11 protein-coding genes, 1 tRNA gene and 1 pseudogene are annotated in these 14,826 nt (G+C 60.9%); 6 read left to right on the top strand and 7 right to left on the bottom strand.

Annotated elements, in window-relative coordinates:
* Nucleotides 1-483 (top strand): annotated as a pseudogene (locus tag AC07V8_RS06155) (phosphomannomutase/phosphoglucomutase); the annotation flags it as partial.
* Nucleotides 484-507: 24 nt separating this feature from the next.
* Nucleotides 508-1,494 (top strand): lipopolysaccharide heptosyltransferase I, encoded by a 987-nt coding sequence (waaC, locus tag AC07V8_RS06150; RefSeq protein WP_494677749.1) that lies wholly within the window; start codon nucleotides 508-510, stop codon nucleotides 1,492-1,494.
* Nucleotides 1,495-1,500: 6 nt separating this feature from the next.
* Here waaC and AC07V8_RS06145 read toward each other — a convergent pair.
* The 7 genes from AC07V8_RS06145 to fdnG form a co-directional block, all read right to left on the bottom strand.
* Nucleotides 1,501-1,596: transfer RNA gene (locus AC07V8_RS06145), tRNA-Sec, on the bottom strand.
* A gap of 40 nt (nucleotides 1,597-1,636) precedes the next feature.
* Nucleotides 1,637-3,577: a selenocysteine-specific translation elongation factor gene (gene selB, locus AC07V8_RS06140; RefSeq protein ID WP_494677748.1), complete on the bottom strand. Its 1,941-nt coding sequence runs from the start codon at nucleotides 3,575-3,577 to the stop codon at nucleotides 1,637-1,639.
* A complete protein-coding gene (gene selA, locus AC07V8_RS06135) occupies nucleotides 3,574-5,016 on the bottom strand; it encodes an L-seryl-tRNA(Sec) selenium transferase (protein ID WP_494677747.1) in 1,443 nt (480 codons plus the stop codon). Before selA ends, selB begins: the two co-directional genes overlap by 4 nt.
* A complete protein-coding gene (fdhE, locus tag AC07V8_RS06130; protein ID WP_494677746.1) occupies nucleotides 5,017-5,964 on the bottom strand; it encodes a formate dehydrogenase accessory protein FdhE in 948 nt (315 codons plus the stop codon).
* A gap of 138 nt (nucleotides 5,965-6,102) precedes the next feature.
* Nucleotides 6,103-6,744, bottom strand: coding sequence for a formate dehydrogenase subunit gamma (locus AC07V8_RS06125; protein ID WP_494677745.1), 642 nt, complete (start codon nucleotides 6,742-6,744; stop codon nucleotides 6,103-6,105).
* Entirely contained in the window at nucleotides 6,741-7,715 is a 975-nt protein-coding gene (gene fdxH, locus AC07V8_RS06120) for a formate dehydrogenase subunit beta (protein ID WP_494677744.1), read from the bottom strand. Before fdxH ends, AC07V8_RS06125 begins: the two co-directional genes overlap by 4 nt.
* A gap of 8 nt (nucleotides 7,716-7,723) precedes the next feature.
* Nucleotides 7,724-10,792, bottom strand: coding sequence for a formate dehydrogenase-N subunit alpha (gene fdnG, locus AC07V8_RS06115; protein WP_494677743.1), 3,069 nt, complete (start codon nucleotides 10,790-10,792; stop codon nucleotides 7,724-7,726).
* 224 nt (nucleotides 10,793-11,016) lie between these two features.
* Between fdnG and kdoO the strand changes: the two genes are divergently transcribed.
* From kdoO to AC07V8_RS06095, 4 genes are all read left to right on the top strand, one after another.
* Nucleotides 11,017-11,898: a Kdo hydroxylase KdoO gene (gene kdoO / locus AC07V8_RS06110; RefSeq protein ID WP_494677742.1), complete on the top strand. Its 882-nt coding sequence runs from the start codon at nucleotides 11,017-11,019 to the stop codon at nucleotides 11,896-11,898.
* The gene (waaA, locus tag AC07V8_RS06105; RefSeq protein ID WP_494677741.1) at nucleotides 11,895-13,241 is read left to right on the top strand and encodes a lipid IV(A) 3-deoxy-D-manno-octulosonic acid transferase; all 1,347 of its coding nucleotides are present in this window, start codon (nucleotides 11,895-11,897) and stop codon (nucleotides 13,239-13,241) included. The genes kdoO and waaA overlap by 4 nt, the downstream gene beginning before the upstream one ends.
* A gap of 2 nt (nucleotides 13,242-13,243) precedes the next feature.
* Nucleotides 13,244-14,044 (top strand): YdcF family protein, encoded by an 801-nt coding sequence (locus tag AC07V8_RS06100; RefSeq protein WP_494677740.1) that lies wholly within the window; start codon nucleotides 13,244-13,246, stop codon nucleotides 14,042-14,044.
* A 118-nt stretch (nucleotides 14,045-14,162) separates the two neighbouring features.
* Complete coding sequence (locus AC07V8_RS06095; protein ID WP_494677739.1) at nucleotides 14,163-14,777, top strand: 2'-5' RNA ligase family protein; 615 nt, start codon at nucleotides 14,163-14,165, stop codon at nucleotides 14,775-14,777.
* Nucleotides 14,778-14,826 lie beyond the last annotated feature (49 nt).

Below are 14,826 nucleotides of genomic sequence, written 5' to 3'. Positions count from 1 at the left end.
TGGAAGACCGGCCACTCGCTGGTCAAGGCCAAGATGCGGGAAACCGGCGCGCCGCTGGGCGGTGAAATGAGCGGCCACGTTTTCTTCAAGGATCGCTGGTACGGTTTCGACGATGGCCTGTATGCCGGTGCGCGCTTGCTGGAACTGCTGAGCCGTGAAAGCGATCCGTCCGCACTGCTGAACGCCTTGCCGCAATCGTCCAGCACGCCTGAGCTGCAATTGAAACTGGAAGAAGGGGAGAACTTCACCCTGATCGAGAAATTGCAGAATGAGGCGAGCTTTCCCGGCGCGGAAGAGATCATCAAAATCGACGGCTTGCGCGTTGAATACGCCGATGGTTTCGGCCTGGCGCGTTCATCCAATACCACGCCGGTGGTCGTGATGCGCTTTGAGGCCGAGTCGGAGCAGGCGCTGGCGCGGATCCAGTCTGAATTCAAGCGCGTGATCCTGGCTGCCAAGCCCGATGCATCGCTGCCTTTCTGATCAACCTGTCGAAATGGCCGCGATTTGAACATCCTGATCGTCCGCGTCTCCTCCCTCGGAGACGTGGTGCATAACATGCCTATGGTGTCGGATATCCGGCGCCAATTTCCCGATGCGAATATCGACTGGGTCGTGGAAGAGGGATATACCGGCCTGGTGCGCATGAATCCTGACGTGCGCCGCATCATCCCGATTGCCTTGCGGCGCTGGCGCAAGAGTCTGTCGTCTGCAGCCACAAGGGCGGAAATTTCGAATTTCAGGCAACAGCTCAAGCAGGATGCCTACGATTTCGTGTTCGATACACAAGGATTGCTGAAAACCAGTGTAGTAATGCGGATGGCGCGGCTTGCGCCAGGTGGCCAACGGGTCGGATTGGCGAATGCGACTGAGGGCTCAGGCTATGAGCCGCTGTCACGCGTATTTCATACCAAGAGCGTCGAGGTGGGCCTGCGTACGCACGCTGTATTGCGTGCCCGTGAAGTAGCGGCAAAGGCGCTTGGCTACAGCGTCGACGGCGTAGCTGATTTCAATCTGCATCCTGCGGCCATGAAGCCTGTGGACTGTCCTGCATGGTTGCCAGCTATACCATATGCGGTTTTCTTCCACGGCACGGCGCGCGCCGCCAAGCAGTGGTCCAATGCCAATTGGGTGCGGATTGCCGCCCTGCTTGCGGAGCGCGGCTTGCCGGTGCTGCTGCCTTGGGGCAGTGACGCGGAGAAAAGCAATGCCGAGCAATTGGCCAGTCAAATGAGCAATGCCCGCGTGCTGCCTAAATTGCCTTTGATGGACGCAGTATTGCTGGCGCAGCGCGCCGCTTTGGTGATCGGCGTTGATACCGGCTTGACGCACATTGCGGCCGCCTTCAATCGTCCAACCATCGAGCTGTACTGTGATTCTCCGCGCTGGAAAACCGAAGGAAACTGGTCACCGCAGATCATCAACCTGGGGGAAATCGGCATGCCACCAACGGTGGAGCAGGTTGCGCTGGCAGTCGATACGTTGGCGGCGTAAGCCGATTGGCGGAAGGCAGCAGGAGTCGAACCTACCCGGGAGTGACTGGCACCCCCCACCGGGTTTGAAGCCCGGCCGCATCACCGGATACGTGTGCCTTCCTTGCTGCGCTATCTTATCCTGATTCGCAATTTCTACGTCATCAGAACCAGTCCAGGTCGCCGCCGCGCAACACGTGCGCATCACGCAGGCGGCGGGTATACCCCACACGATCAAAAAATTCCAGGATCTGAATCGCCCGTTTGCGTCCAAGGCCGGTGGCGTCGCGCCAGCTTGCAGCGCTCACTCCGACAGCAGCCGAAGCGTTGCCCTCTGTCTCTTGCCGCGCAATCAGACTGGTCATCAGCGCAGCCAGTTCGCGCATGCGTTCATGGTGATAAAACAGGTCCCGCTCAATTTGATAAAGCAGCCCTTGCCGCAGCAGTTTCCGCAACAGCTGGCGCACCTGCTCTTCAGGCAGAGAATGGGCCCGTGCCAGGTCGCGCACCCACGGCGGATCGAAACCTGCGGCGGCAAGCGTGGCCAGCAGTTGCGTCGCCAGCGCCTGTTCGCTTTCCGACAGCGCGATTGCATGTTGCGGTAGATGCAGCCATGGCCCGCTACGCTGTATCGTGCCGTCCTCGGTGAGAGACGTCAGAACCGCCAGCCACAGCGCGCTGTCCAGCGTCGGCTGCGCCATGCGCCGCAGACGCCCGCCATCGACGCCTTGCTCATCGGGAAAGCGCACATGGAAATCCGTAAGTGCGTCGACCGCACGTGCCTTCAGAGTGTGCCATTGGGCCGACAGCATGACAAATCTATCCTGTTCCAGTGAGCCGGTTGCAATCGTCTGCGCGTCGGGTGGCAAAGGCAAGGCATCCGATGGCAAGCCGCTGAGTTGCATCAGCGTCGACAGGCGCAAGCCGCCGGGCGAGGTCGTTTGCAGCAAGGGCTTGAGGCCGGCGCCGTTCAGCATCTGTTCGATCGCATCGAGCCAGGCCTGCCGTTCCGGTGTGCGCCGCTTTCTGGCCGGGGCGGTCGGGTCGAGCACGTGGCCGCCGCCGACTGTCATGCTGGCCTGCGCATTGCGGACGATAAAACGGTCGCCTGGCGTCGCGCAGACGGCGGATTCAAACTGCAGCTGCACCCGGCAGCGATTGCCGGCGTTCAGGGTGCTCCCCTCCAGCAGGGTGACGTGTGCAAGCTGGTGCAGGGTGCCGAGATGGACGTGCAGGAGAGAACGGTTGCGTAGCATCAGGCCGGCGCTTGCCGATAGTTGCAACTCGACGTCAATCCGTGTCGATGGCGTTAGCGCGCGCGAATCCGCCAGCCAGTCGCCGCGCTTAATGGCGTCCTTGTCGATGCCGCTCAGGTTGAGTGCGCAGCGCTGGCCGGCGCTGCCGCTGGCGGCGGGGCGATTTTGCACATGCAGACTGCGCACGCGCACCGTGTCGCCGGCCGGCATCAGCGCCAGATGATCGCCGCTGCGGACCTGGCCGGAGAAAACGGTGCCGGTGACCACCGTCCCGTGTCCCGGCAGAGTGAATACCCGGTCTATCGCCAGCCGGAACAGTCCGTCGGCGCGGCGCGGCGGCATGCTTTGCGCTACGGCATGCAGATGCTGTTGCAGGGCCGTGGTTCCGGCATCTTGCGGCAGATGCGCCGCCACGTTGAATATCGGGACGCCAGCCAGCCTGCTGCCCGCCAGCAGGGCTCGAATCTCAATGGTGACATCGGCAATACGCGCCGCATCGACGCGGTCGATTTTGGTCACGGCCACGGCGCCGGCGTCGACGCCCAGCCACTGGAGTATTTCCAGGTGCTCACGTGTCTGCGGCATGACGCCGTCGTCGGCGGCGATCACCAGCAGCGCGAAATCAATGCCGCTGGCGCCGGCCACCATGGTGTGCACCAGGCGCTCGTGGCCGGGAACGTCGATGAACCCCAGCACTTCACCATTCGGCAGCGCGGTGTAGGCGTAGCCTAGTTCAATCGATATGCCGCGTTCCTGTTCTTCCTTGAGACGGTCGGTGTTGACGCCGGTCAGCGCTTTGATCAGCGTGGTCTTGCCGTGATCGATATGCCCGGCGGTGCCGACGATCATAGGGACAGTTCCTGCAGTTGCGAGATGAAGCTGGCTTCCTCGTGTTGTTCCAGACAGCGGCAATCCAGCCACAGGGCGTCGTTGGCGATGCGTCCGACCACCGGCCGCGGCAACTGCCGCAGCGCCCGTTCCAGCTTGTCGAGCGCGCGGCCGTGGCGTTTGCCGCCGGCGTTATCGGCGCGCAGCACCAGGCCGTGGCTCGGCAGCTGGTCGACCGGCAAGGCGCCGCTGCCGATCTGGCTGAACATTGCTTCGGCGTTCACTGTGTAGCGGTTTGCCAGCGTCTTCTGCAACGCCGGCAGCAGGCGTTCTGCCTGGGCCCGTATTTGCGCTTGCGGACGGGTCAGCAGGCGCAGGGTGGTAAGCCGTTCAGTCAGGAATTCCGGCGCCAGATACAGGCGCAGCACCGGCTCCAGTGCGGCCAGGGTCAGCTTGCCGACGCGCAGCGCGCGTTTCAGCGGATTTTTTTTGATGCGGCCTATCAGGTCGGCGCGGCCGACGATGATGCCGCATTGCGGCCCGCCCAGCAGCTTGTCGCCGCTGAAGGTTACGAGATCGGCGCCTTGGCGGATGGTTTCGCGCACCGTGGTTTCATTCGGCAAGCCCCACTGCGTCAGGTCAAGCAAGGTGCCGCTGCCAAGATCGACCGTCACGGCAACGCCGTGCGGCCGCGCCAGTTCCGCCAGCGTGGCGACATCGACGCTGCTGGTGAAGCCGCTGATGGCGTAATTGCTGCAATGGACTTTCATCAGCATGGCGCTGCGGGGGCTGATGGCGTTGGCATAATCGGCCGCATGGGTGCGGTTGGTGCTGCCGACTTCTACCAGCTTTGCGCCGGCGCGCTGCATGATGTCGGGCACGCGGAAGGCGCCGCCGATTTCCACCAGTTCGCCGCGCGAGACAATCACTTCTTTCTTTTGCGCCAGCGCATTGAGCATCAGAAAGACCGCGGCGGCGTTGTTGTTGACCACGGTCACGGCTTCGGCGCCTGTGAGTTCGCGCAAGATATCTTCCACCAGGCTGTCGCGGTCGCCGCGGCCGCCGGTCTCCAGGTCGAATTCGAGATTGCCGGGCGAGGTCATGGCGCTGACCACTGCCTGCACCGCTTCGTCCGGCAGCAGCGCGCGTCCCAGGTTGGTATGCAGTACGGTGCCGCTGAGGTTGAACATCGCACGCAGGTGCAGGCCGCTGGCGTCAGTCAGTTGCTGCCCTACCGTCGCGCAGAGCTGGGGCTCCTCGACGTCGATAGCTGCGAGTTTGCCGGCCAGGGCCTGGACCCTGAGCCCATCCAGATGCTTGCGTACCGCGGCGGTTACCTGGGTGCGCCCATATTGCGCCAGCAAAGGCTTGAGCTGCGGCAGATTCAGAACCCGGTCCACCGAGGGAATGTCGCTGACTGAAGCTAGTGGCGGACTGCTGAGCGGGTTCGCGGCGCGCATTCAGCCCTCCGCCGCTTGCCACAGCAAGGGGTTGCCCTGACGCCGCGCATACACGGTTTCACCCATCAGCAGATCCAGCGTCAGGCTCGCCAGATCGTCCGCCACGGGTTCTACGTAAGGATCTTTTTCCTGGTAAAAAATCTTCAGCCAGCTATGGCATTCATCGCAGGTTTCCGCCTTGATGGCGGCTGCGCCGGCAGCCTGCTCGTCTTCTATGGATTGATAAGCGATACCTTTGGTGGAGTCGCAGTACGCGCACTTGATGCGCACCATATGCCATTCGGCGGCGCACATGCCGCATTGCAGGTAACGATGGCCCTGCGACTGGCCATCCATCCGCACCACGCTGGCAACCGGCATGGAACCGCAGCATGGACACAGGCCCGGGGTGTCGAGCAAGGGCACGTCGCGGACATCAAAACGTGTCACCAGATCGCTGCAGATCACCTGCAGGGCAGCGGCGTAGAACGGGGCGCTGGCCGGATCGACGATTTCATTATTGCGCCGCAAGATGGCTTCGGCCTGGCTGTCGCGCTGGTTGGCGCCGGTTTGCCGGATGCGCTCTATCAGTTGTATCAGCGGCGGCGGCAGGCCGCTGGCTTTTGCCAGTTGCTCCAGCAGCTGATCCAGCACTGTCTGCCAATGCGGACTGCGCACCTGGTCTGTCGCCAGGATCAGCGGCAGCAGATGCGCTTGGGCCAGGTTGTGGCGCGCCTGGTCGCGGGCATGGCTGTCCGCTTCGCCGTTCAAGCCGTTCAATGCTTGCTGCTGGGCCTGCGCCAGCGATGCCATCAGATTCAGGTAGTCGCCGATAGGATTGCCTGCCGCCAGTTGTTTCAGGCGCCGCGCGCGGTCGCTGAAAACACTGGCGCGCTGCGGCAGCCGGATGCGCGGAATCGCGTTGTGATCCAGCGCTTCGATTTCGCCTGGTTCAAGGATACGTTGCAAGGTAGTTCCTTTTTTCGCAGCAATCGGCAACCGCGGAAATCGCGGAAAAGCATGCCGCTGTTTATTTTCGTGAATTACCTTTTGATACGCAAGTTGCTAATGTAGCTTAATTATTCTGCAAGAGTCGCATGGTTAATTTTACTCCCCAGTCATTTTTCTGTACCAGTCCGCATGATGCTTGCGCGCCCAGGCGCGGCTGACCGTGCCGCGCGTCATGGCGCCGACTGTCCCTTGGACCCAGATGGCTGCATAGATATGCACCACGATGCCGGCGATCAGGACAAAGCCGCATAGCGCATGCAGCAGCACCGCAAGCCTGATCACAAAGATCGGGAACAGCCAGGAGAACCAGGCGCGCCAGATGACGATGCCGGACAGCAGCAAGCCGGCCATGCAGGCGATCATTACCCAGAACAATAACTTCTGCCCGCCGTTGTAGCGTCCCACCGGCGGCAGGCTTTCTTCGCGGTTGTTGATGACGTCGCCGACGTTTTCCAGCCAGGCGATGTCATTCTTCTCGATCAGGTTGTGACGCCAGAAACGCAGCGCCAGCAGCGCAAAGCAGACAAACATCAGCAGCCCGATGAAGGGATGCAGGATGCGGGTCCAGGGGCCGCCGCCGAGCACGAAACTGAGCCAGAACATCGCCGGATGGAACAGGGCCAGGCCCGACAGCGCCAGCACCACGAAGGTGATGGCGACCAGCCAGTGATTGATGCGTTCGCCGGCGTTGTAACGGACGATCTTGTCTTTGTCTACATCTCGCTGGTGCTTGTTCATGGTGGCAGATCCTGTGCGTTGATGTTGGGATCGTTCGCATTGTTCTCGGGCGCCGTCAGCAGAGCGGCACGCTTGAAGGCGTCGGATTCTTCCTCTTCCGCGGCCTTGTCCTCCTCCGTGACTTCGTTCGGGCCGACCTTGATGTAATGGAAGAAGCCGGCCAGCGCGGTCATGGCGATGCCGGCCAGCGCCAGCGGTTTGGCGACGCCTTTCCACAGACCGACCAGCGGGCTGATGCGCGGATTGTCCGGCAAGCCGTGATACAGCGACGGCCTGTCGGCATGGTGCAGCACATACATCACATGGGTGCCGCCCACGCCCGGCGGATCGTACAAGCCGGCCTGCGCAAAGCCGCGTTCCTTGAGGTCGACGATGCGTTCCGCCGCGTGCTCCTTCATGTCTTCCTTGGTGCCGAAGACGATGGCGCCGGTCGGGCAGGTCTTGACGCAGGCCGGTTCCTGGCCGACGGCGACCCGGTCCGAGCAGAGCGTGCACTTGTAGGCCTTGTTGTCTTTCTTCGAAATGCGCGGCACATCGAACGGACAACCGGTCACGCAGTAACCGCAGCCGATGCAGTTTTCCTCATGAAAATCGACGATGCCATTGTTGTACTGGACGATCGCACCGGGTGACGGACAAGCTTTGAGGCAGCCGGGATCTTCGCAGTGCATGCAGCCATCCTTGCGGATCAGCCATTCCAGGTTGCCGTCAGGATTTTCGTACTCCGAAAAGCGCATCACGGTCCACGAGTGTTCCGTCATGTCGGGCGGATTGTCGAGCACGCCGACATTGACGCCAACTTCGTCGCGCAGGTCGTTCCATTCCATGCAGGCGGTCTGGCAGGCTTTGCAGCCTATGCATTTGGTGACGTCGATCAGCTTGGCGACAGTGCCGGTCACCGGCTCGCGCACGCTGGGCGGCGGCGTGGTGGTGGCGGAGACGCGCTTGATATCTAGGGATTGCAGGGCCATGGTTTCTCCTATGCCTTCTCAACCTTGACCAGGAACGACTTGAATTCCGGCGTTTGCGAATTGCCGTCTCCCACACCCGGCGTCAGCGTGTTGGCGAGATAGCCCGGCTTGGTCAGGCCCTTGAAACCCCAGTGGATCGGGATGCCGACGTGATGCACAGGTTTGCCTTCAATCGTCATTTTCTTGATGCGCTTGGTCACCACGGCGACGGCGACGATGTGGCCGCGCTTGGAACTGACCTTGACCCGCTCGCCGGCCACCACGCCGACTTCCTTCGCTAGGTCCTCGCCGATTTCGACAAACTGCTCGGGCTGGATGATGGCGTTGAGACGGGCGTGCTTGGTCCAGTAATGGAAGTGCTCGGTGAGCCGGTAAGTGGTGCCGACATGCGGGAAGGCATCTGCCTTGCCGAACATGGCGCGGTCGTCAGGGAATACGCGCGCCCCCGGATTGCTGGTCGCCGCCGCATTCTTCGGGAACAGCGGGTTGTAGCCGACCGGCGTTTCAAACGGTTCGTAGTGCACCGGGAACGGTCCTTCCGCCATGCCGGCGCGGGCAAAGAAACGCGCCACGCCTTCCGGGTTCATGATGAACGGGCCCATACCGCCGGCAGGGGCTTCATCCACCTTGAAATCGGGCACATCGACGCCACCCCATTTCTGGCCGTTCCAGCCGATCAGCCTGCGCCTGGCGTCGAACGGCTTGCCGTTGAGATCGCACGAGGCGCGGTTGTACAGGATACGGCGGTTGGCCGGCCAGGCCCACGACCAGTTGAGGGTTTGGCCGATGCTGGTCGGATCCGAGTTGTCGCGGCGCGCCATCTGATTGCCGGCTTCGGTCCAGCAGCCGGCGAAGATCCAGCAGCCGCAGGCGGTGCTGCCGTCGTCGCGCAGTTCGGAAAAGCCTGCCACCTGCTCGTTTTTCTTGCGCACGATCTTGCTTGCATCCTTGGGATCGGCCAGGTCGCTCAGCGCGCGGCCGTTGTACTCCTTGGCGAGCTCTTCCGCGGTCGGGCTTTCCGGATTGGCGTAAGGCCAGGACAGCTTGACGATGGGATCGGGATACTTGCCGCCATCCTTCGCATACATCTTGCGCATCTTCAAGAACAGGGTCGACATGATTTCCAGGTCGCTGCGCGCTTCGCCCGGCGGCTCCGCGCCTTTCCAGTGCCATTGCAGCCAGCGGCCGGAGTTCACCAGGGAACCTTCTTCCTCGGCGAAGCAGGTGGTCGGCAGGCGGAATACTTCGGTCTGTATCTGGCTCGGGTCGACGTCGTTGAACGCACCATAGTTCTTCCAGAACTCGGAAGTTTCGGTGGCGAGCGGATCCATCACTACCAGGAATTTCAGCTTGGCCAGGCTGGCGCCGATCTTGCCCTTGTCCGGGGCTGCCGCCAGCGGGTTGAAGCCCTGCGCGATATAGCCGTTGACCTTGCCTTGCTTCATCAGCTCGAACACTTGCAGCATGTCGTAGGGCTTGTCCAGCTTGGGCAGGTAGTCGTAGGCCCAGTTGTTGTCCGCGGTGGCGGCATCGCCCCACCAGGATTTCATCAGGCTGACGTGGAATTTGCCGTAGTTCTGCCAATAGCTCAGCTGGTTCGGACGCAGCGGCTTGCTGGCGCGGGCGGCGATGTACTTGCCGAAATCCTGCTCGGTTTCCGACGGCAAGGTCATATAGCCAGGCAGCAGATTGGTCATCAGCCCCAGATCGGTCAGCCCCTGGATATTCGAGTGGCCGCGCAGGGCGTTCATGCCGCCGCCGGCGATGCCGATATTGCCAAGCAGCAGCTGCACCATGGCGCCGGTGCGGATGATCTGCGAGCCGATCGAATGCTGGGTCCAGCCGAGCGCGTACAGGATGGTGCCGGCACGCGTCGGCGAGGCGGTGGAGGCCAGCATTTCGCACACTTTCAGGAATTTATCCTTGGGCGTGCCGCATACGCTTTCCACCATGTCCGGCGTATAGCGCTCATAGTGATGCTTCATCAGGTTGAACACGCAGCGCGGATGCGCCAGGGTCGGATCGGTCTTGACGAAACCATCCTCGCCCAGCTCGTAATCCCAGGTGGTCTTGCTGTAGTTGTGCTTGTCCGCGTTGTAGCCCGAGAAAATCCCGTCGTCAAAGGTAAAGTCTTCGCGCACGATGAAGCTGAAGTCCGTGTAGTTCTTGACGTATTCGTGCTGGATCTGGTCTTTCTCCAACAGGTAGCGGATGACGCCGCCGAGGAAAATGATGTCGGTGCCGGTGCGGATGGGCGCATAGAAATCGGCTACCGAGGCCGAGCGCGTAAAGCGCGGATCGACCACGATCAGCTTCGCCTTGTTATGCGCCTTGGCTTCGGTCACCCATTTGAAACCGCATGGATGGGCCTCGGCTGCATTGCCGCCCATAATCAGTATTACATCCGCATTCTTGATGTCGACCCAATGATTCGTCATCGCTCCACGGCCAAACGTCGGGGCAAGACCTGCCACCGTCGGACCGTGTCAGACACGCGCCTGGTTGTCGAACGCCAGCAGCCCGAGGCTGCGCATGGTTTTGTGGGTCAGGTAGCCGACTTCATTGCTGCTGGCCGAGGCTGCCAGCATGCCTGTGGTCAGCCAGCGATTGACGGTCAGGCCCTCCGGCGTCTTTTCCACGAAATTGGCGTCGCGATCCTGTTTCATCAAGGTGGCGATGCGGCTCAGGGCATCGTCCCACGACATGCGTTTCCATTCCTTCGAGCCGGGAGCCCTGTATTCCGGGAACTGCAGGCGGCTGGGACTGTGCACGAAATCCAGCAGGGAGGCGCCCTTGGGGCAAAGCGTGCCGCGGTTGACCGGATGGTCCGGATCGCCTTCGATATGAAAGATGCTGGCTTTGGCATTCTTGGCGCCGTCGCCGAGGCTGTACATCAGGATTCCGCAACTGACAGAGCAGTAGGGGCAGGTGTTGCGGGTTTCGACACTGCGCGCCAGCTTATAGTTGCGGACTTCGGCCAGCGCGGGGGCCGGCGAAAATCCCATGAGCGCCAGGCTCGAGCCTGCCAGGGTAGCGCCAGTCGTTTTAAGGAACTGACGCCGCGACATGTGAACCATGGGTAGACCTCTCTTTGTGCAGTAATGCCACAGCGTTCGGAATATGCTGTTTTATTATAGGATGGATTATTGTTTGCCAACAGAGGGAAATGTAGCGTCCCTGCAGCGGCAACTCGGCCAATGCGAGTTGATAAAATATCCCGAAGTTAATTATTTGATAATTATAATACAGGCTGATAGAAGCTGTGGTTCACGCCGTCATTGCAACGCGGCATAATACGGCCATGGAACAACAAATTATCGAAATCGATCTTGCCGACTGGCAGATCAGCACACCCAACTCAGCCTGGATTTCCGCCCTGGAGGCTGGAAAAGTACTGTACTTTCCCCATCTGAACTTTGCCTTCACTGCCGACGAACAGCGCTTCCTGACGCCGGCAATCCGCGACCCTAAAAGCCGCAACATTAGTCTCGACGCCAACGGCAAGCTCAAGGGGGCGTTGGGCGATGCCGCCGATCAGGCCGCGCTGGCCCAGATGATCGGACGTTTCCGCAGCCAGGCGCAGCAACTGATTTATTCCTTGCTGCCGGCCTATGCCGATACCCGCAGCGAACTGCGCATGGCGCCCACCAGCTACCGGCCGATGCAGGTGGAAACCCGCGCCCAGTCCTGGCGCGCCGATGACCGTCGCCTGCATGTCGATGCTTTCCCGTCGCGCCCGAATTACGGCGAGCGCATCCTGCGCGTGTTCGCCAATGTCAATCCGGATGGCGTGCCGCGTGTCTGGCGTGTCGGCGAACCGTTCGAAGATGTCGCACAGCGTTTCCTGCCGCGCGTCAAAGGCTATTCGCGCTGGCAGGCGTACGCGCTGAATGCCCTGCACATCACCAAATCCCTGCGCAGCGAATACGATCATCTGATGCTGCAGCTGCACGACGCCATGAAATCCGATCCGGACTATCAGAAAAACGGTCCGCAAGTGACGCAGCCGTTTGCCGCCGGGTCGGTGTGGGTATGTTTTTCCGACCAGACGCCGCACGCGGTCATGGCCGGTCAGTACATGATGGAACAAACCTTGCATCTGCCGGCAGCCAAGCAATACGACCCGGGCGCCAGTCCGTTGGCGATCCTGCGCCGCCTGACCGGCCGTGTGCTGACCGAATGAAGGCTGCAGCGGGTTTTGATGCAGGCCGGGCCTGGCGCATCCGTTTGCTGTATTCCGCAGTGTGGTGGCTGGCGATGCCGATGGTATTGCTGCGCTTGTGGCGGCGTGGCGGTAAGGAGCCGGGCTACCGTCAGCATGTGGCGGAGCGTATCGGTTTTTACCCGCCGCTGGCGCCGCAGCTGGCCGTGGGTAAATTTATCTGGGTGCATGCCGTCTCGGTGGGCGAGACGCGCGCGGCAGAACCCTTGATCAAGGCTTTGCTCGACGCCTATCCCGGGCACGCGATTCTGCTGACGCACATGACGGCGACCGGACGCGAGACCGGTAAGCAATTGTTCGGGCAGTCGCCGCGCGTGCTGCAATCTTTTTTGCCTTATGACACCGGCTGGATGGTAGGCCGCTTCCTGCGCCATTTTTCGCCTCGCCTGTGCGTGTTGATGGAAACCGAAGTGTGGCCGAACCTGATCGTCCAGTGCGGACGCTACAAGGTGCCGGTGGCGCTGGTCAATGCGCGCCTGTCAGAACGCTCCCTGCGGCGCGGCAAGCGCTTTGCGACGCTGATGACAGAGGCGGCCGGTGGCATGTCTTGCGTTGGCGCGCAAACCGACGCCGACGCCGGACGCTTGCGCCAGCTTGGCGGCGGCAATGTGCAGATTACCGGCAACCTGAAATTCGACGTCACGCCGTCGCCGGGGTTGCTGACGCTTGGCGCTACGCTGCGGGAGCAGATCGGCCGCCGTTCGGTGCTGCTGTGCGCGAGCACCCGCGAGGGCGAGGAAGAATTGATCCTGGAGGGATTGTCCAGGCGTTTGCAAGATCCCGCCAACGTCCGTTTGCTACCGGCCGATTTGCTGGTCGTGATCGTGCCGCGCCATCCGCAGCGCTTTGACGAAGTGGCGGCCATGGCGGCGGCGAAAGGCTTGTCGCCATGGCGCCGCAGCAGTATGGACAGGCAGCCGGTACCGGCCCAGGTCAAGGTATTGGTCGGCGATTCGATGGGCGAGATGTTCGCTTATTACGCCATGTGCGATGTGGCCTTCATCGGCGGCAGCCTGCTGCCGATGGGCGGGCAAAACCTGATCGAAGCTTTCGCAGTCGGCAAGCCGGTGTTGATCGGTCCGCATACTTTCAATTTTTCCGATATCACCGAACAAGCGATCGCTGCCGGCGCGGCGCAACGGGTGAGCGACGTCGGCCACATGCTGGACGCAGCCTTCCAGCTGCTGCAGAGCGATCCGCAACGGCAGGCCATGGGTCAGCAGGCCATCCAGTTCGCGCAGCAGCATCGCGGCGCCACGGCGCGCACCATGGCGTTGCTGGCGCCATTTATCAAGGTTAACTGAACATGAACGCAACTGTCATTGCTACCAAGGTAATCAGCAGCTTGCTGCTTTTGCCTGCCAGTCTGATCTTGCTGATCATCGTGGGCATGTTATTGCGACGTAGCTATCCCAGCGTTGGCATCGTCGTCAGTTTCGCCTCTTTGTTATTGCTTTTCGTGCTGAGTACGGAAGTGGGAGCTTTGCTGCTGGCCGGGCCACTCGAGCGACGAGTGCCGGCATTAGAAGCTGGCGCAGCTGGCGGCGCGCAGGCAATTGTCATACTGGGCGGTGGCCGCATAAGCAACGCCCCTGAATATAACGGCGAAGACATGCCCAATTATCAGACGCTTGCGCGCTTGCGTTATGGCGCCAAGTTGCAACGCCAGACTGGTTTGCCGGTATTGGTATCCGGCGGCATGCCGGATGGTTCGCGCGTGTCGGAAGCCGCGCTGATGGCAAATAGCTTGCAGGAAGATTTTGCGGTGCCGGTAAAATGGCGCGAAGAAGCATCAGACGATACTGCCCAGAATGCGAAATTCTCTGCCGCCATTTTGCAGCAGGCCGGCGTCAGGAAAATCTTGCTGGTCACGGACGCCTTACACATGCCGCGCGCGCAGATGATGTTCGCGCAGGCTGGACTGGAGGTGGTGATTGCGCCGACCATTTTTTTTAGCCACGAGCGGCTTATCCTCAGGAGTTTCTTGCCGTCCGGGAAAGGCATGTATCGCAGCGATTACGCCTTGCATGAGTGGCTGGGGATCTTGTGGTTCAAGATCCGCTCAGGCCAGTCACAGCAAGCTGGCGAGGTAGCGGCGGCCAGTTGATGTGCGTTGGCTGAATCGGTATCAACCCGATAATCCGGATTAAGCGTCCATCTGCGATTAAAACTGCGTTTTCCGGTAATCTGTGAAGAAGCAGATTTTTTGAAGGAAAACCCATTGCATGTCTACTAGAAAGACATCGTTGCCCGGTTTCGATTCCTCGCAAAAGGCGACAGACCGCTTGCTTTTTGCCGTTTTACCGGAGAAGCCCGCTGCTGCACGCATTGAACAGCTTACTCATGCCTTGCGCCTTGAACATGACTTGCACGGCGCCGCGGTTCATGCAGGACAGTTGCACATTACGCTTGCGATCCTGGGCGAGTATCTGGGACTGCCGCATGATCTGCTTGCTGCCGCGGCTGGCGCCGCTTCACAGATTGAACAGACGGCGTTTAGAGTCCGGTTCGACCATGTCCAGACCTTTCGCAACAAATCCAGCGTGTCAGGAAATTACCCCATTGTTCTTTGCGGCGACGAGGGCGTTATCGGTTTGGAGACGCTGCATCAAGGTCTGGCAGGCAGGCTGCGCCGTTTTGGTTTCAAGGGTATTCCTGCAGGCATGACGCCTCATGTGACCTTGCTGTATGAACCCGAGCGAGTTCCCAGCCATGCGGTAGCAGCGGTAGAGTGGACGGTGCGCGAATTCGTATTGCTACATCGCCATATTGGCCAGAATCTTCCTTATTCCATATTAGGCAGGTGGCCCTTGCAGAAGGTTTCCTGGCTGCGGCAGTGAACAGCTAAGAATCGTTCTCGATGCTAGCGCCGTATTCTTTTCCGTTCGC

This window comes from Collimonas sp. GW821-FHT02H07, from assembly GCF_059421505.1.
Note: the sequence above shows the minus strand (reverse complement) of the source record. Positions and strands in the feature narration are given on the sequence as shown.